The sequence below is a fragment of the Vibrio sp. Hep-1b-8 genome, from assembly GCF_006124995.1.
Lineage (GTDB): Bacteria > Pseudomonadota > Gammaproteobacteria > Enterobacterales > Vibrionaceae > Vibrio.
In genome coordinates this window covers 1-2,459 of record NZ_QEWN01000045.1, presented here as the reverse complement: position 1 = coordinate 2,459, position 2,459 = coordinate 1, and the positions used below count along the sequence as shown (strand labels likewise).

Genomic DNA, 2,459 nt, shown 5'->3' with positions numbered 1-2,459 from the left:
ATGGTTGGATCAAGCCCAGCAGTTTGGCTACTACCATCTCGCACGTAAAGAGATCTTCCCCCAAGATTATGCCGATGCATCCATGTTATTTAGCAACCCAAAACAGTGGTTCAGTGACCGTATAGACGAGGCGAAACAAGAGGTTAACCAGCTAATTGAAGAGTTAACCGGTATTGACGATGGCTTGGGCAAGATCAACAATCTAAACGAAATACATCAAGCGGCTGGTAGTGGAGACTACTCGCGCCTATTTGAACTACTCGGAGAGATATCATGAAGTCAATTTGGTTACTTACACTGGTGCTGCTAACAAGTGTCAGCTGGGCGATGGATGAGGAGGATATTCAATATCTCCCTGAGCTACGTTCTGCTGCCTGGTCTCCGGATCTGACCAAAGAAGACATCCGTAAAATGCGAACCGCGATATTTGGTATGACCTACTATGACAGAAGCCAAGCCAGGGAATTACTTCAACCTTACATAGGTGACGCTCGAAATGTGGAAGCGCGCTATATTTATGCGTTAGCATTGGCAGATAGAAACATTAACCAAGCAATAGAAAACTTGAAAGAGCTAAGTATCGAAGGCTACCCCTATGCGTTGGAAACATACGGTGAAGAACGAGTCTGCTCGCTTAAACAGTATCGCGATATATGTGACGAGTTTGGTTTTAATGAAGTGAAAAAGCGCGCTTATCTTGCTTGGGCACGGAAAGATCCGTTAATTCCCAATATGTATTTTCGTGCGTTTCGAAGTTCTCCGAATGGTGGCTACATCGGTAACTATGATGATCAGTTTACCGTCGAAGGAGAAGCCATTTTGAAGGAAGGGATGGAGGCCGGCAGTTATTTTGCCGCATCTACACTCTATCAGAATTATATTGATCAGGGTCGAGATCTAAACGGTTTGCTCCAAACAACAAAGAACTTGATGTTAAAGGGAAATAGTTGGGGCGCTGCAAGTATACCTACCAGAGTATGTTATAAGGACAAACAGTTAGCGAATGACAACGGCTACCTTTGCCTATCTGATTCTGAAAACCAACAGCTATTAGACAATTATTCAAAGTACGGAAACTTAATTGCTTATAACGCTTTATTTTTTATAATCGAATATAAAGAAGGAGATGAACTATTTCCGTCTTTAGATGATTATATACGCTTTGGCGATAATGAAAATAAGCTCTCACCAGAATTAAAAGCCAAGTATGACCGGGCTATTAAGCTTAATAATGGCAGAGGCTGGGGACATCATGGCGTGATAGCGAGCATAGAAAACTGGGAAAAACTGTTCAACGATAAGAAAATCAAAGGCTTCTTTGAAAAAGTCGGCACTATGTTTAATTAAATTGTGACTCTTTTATGCCCAGCGAATGCTGGGCATTTTATTGACTCACAGCACAACGAAACAAGGCGGCTTGCCAACAAGGTTACAAATACAACAAGCGGCCAGTAGTGGAGACTACTCGCGCCTATTTGAACTACTCGGAGAGATATCATGAAGTCAATTTGGTTACTCACACTGGTGTTGCTAACAAGTGTCAGCTGGGCGATGGATGAGGAGGATATTCGTTATCTCCCAGAGCTACGTTCTGCTGCCTGGTCTCCGGATCTGACCAAAGAAGACATCCGTAAAATGCGAACCGCGATATTTGGTATGACCTACTATGACAGAAGCCAAGCCAGGGAATTACTTCAACCTTACATAGGTGACGCTCGAAATGTGGAAGCGCGATACATCTATTCCTTAGCGTTAGCAAGTCGAAATATTAACCAGGCGATTGAAAACCTGCGCGAGCTGAGTATCGAAGGCTACCCCTATGCGTTGGAAACATACGGCGAAGAACGAGTCTGCTCGCTTACACAGTACCGCGATATCTGTGACGAGTCTGGCTTTAATGAAGTAAAGAAGCGCGCCTATCTTGCCTGGGCGAGAAAAGATCCGTTAATTCCCAATATGTATCTTGGTGCCTTCAGAAATTCTCCGGATGGCGGCTATATCGGTGATTATCGTGAACAATTTACTGCTGAAGGGGAAGCTATTTTACAAGAGGGAAAAGATGCTGGTAGTTATATTAGTTCGTCATCCTTATACAATATGAAAATAAATGCAGAAGAAGGCAAAACTAAAGGAAACGATAGTGAGGTAAATTATTATTATAATCTTGCTAAAAAATGGCTGCTAAAAGGAAATAACTGGGGAAGCCTTGGTGTTCCTTATTCATTATGCTTTGACGATATAGAGTTGGCGAATGAATTTAATCATATATGTCTGACTGCAGAGGAAAACCTTATCTTATTAGATAACTTGGCAAAATTTGGAAATTTGGTCGCATATGATGAACTAATGTACTTCTTAATGCGACGAGAAATGAAAGTTAGAACTACCTTAGATGAATATATACGCTTTGGCGATAACGAAAATAAGCTACCGCCTGAATTAAAAGCCAAGTATGACCG

General features: G+C 42.0%; 3 protein-coding genes. All 3 read left to right on the top strand.

Features of this window, described 5'->3' with window-relative positions:
- Nucleotides 1-277 (top strand): hypothetical protein (locus DA100_RS20910; protein ID WP_171052171.1); only part of this gene is annotated, 277 nt, incomplete at its 5' end.
- Nucleotides 274-1,347, top strand: coding sequence for a hypothetical protein (locus DA100_RS08010; RefSeq protein ID WP_138971697.1), 1,074 nt, complete (start codon nt 274-276; stop codon nt 1,345-1,347). The genes DA100_RS20910 and DA100_RS08010, both read left to right, overlap by 4 nt.
- Nucleotides 1,348-1,497: 150 nt before the next feature.
- The coding region (locus tag DA100_RS08005) for a hypothetical protein (RefSeq protein ID WP_138971696.1) at nt 1,498-2,459 on the top strand (962 nt) is incomplete at its 3' end.

What these genes read in the sequence shown, in the direction of transcription:
- DA100_RS08010 (WP_138971697.1), top strand. Translation starts at nt 274, where the DNA reads ATGAAGTCAATTTGGTTACTTACACTGGTGCTGCTAACAAGTGTCAGC.